1 pseudogene is annotated in these 287 nt (G+C 62.4%); it reads left to right on the forward strand.

Annotation, left to right across the window (positions count from 1 at the left end):
* A pseudogene (locus EN859_RS37375) lies at positions 1 to 287 on the forward strand (LPS export ABC transporter permease LptG); the annotation flags it as partial.

A 287-nucleotide genomic window follows, 5' to 3' on the forward strand; every position in this document is an offset into this window, starting at 1 on the left:
ACCAGTTCCGGCGATACTATCATCGGCGCGCGGGCCATCCTCGACCAGGGTCTGGAGATGGCCGACGCGGTCTTTTTCATCCTCGACCAGCAAGGCAATATCGTCGAGCGCAAGGATGCGGCGCGGGCCTATCTGCGCGATGGCTACTGGGAGTTGCAGGACGTGAAGGTGTTCAAGGACGGCAACATCCGTTCCTTGCCCACCGACCGCGTGGCGACCAACCTGAAGCCGGAATTCGTGCAGGAACGGCTGGCGCGCCCGGAAACGATTCCCTTCTACGACCTGCC

Origin of the sequence: Mesorhizobium sp. M00.F.Ca.ET.216.01.1.1, from assembly GCF_004010325.2 — a bacterium.
Lineage (GTDB): Bacteria > Pseudomonadota > Alphaproteobacteria > Rhizobiales > Rhizobiaceae > Mesorhizobium.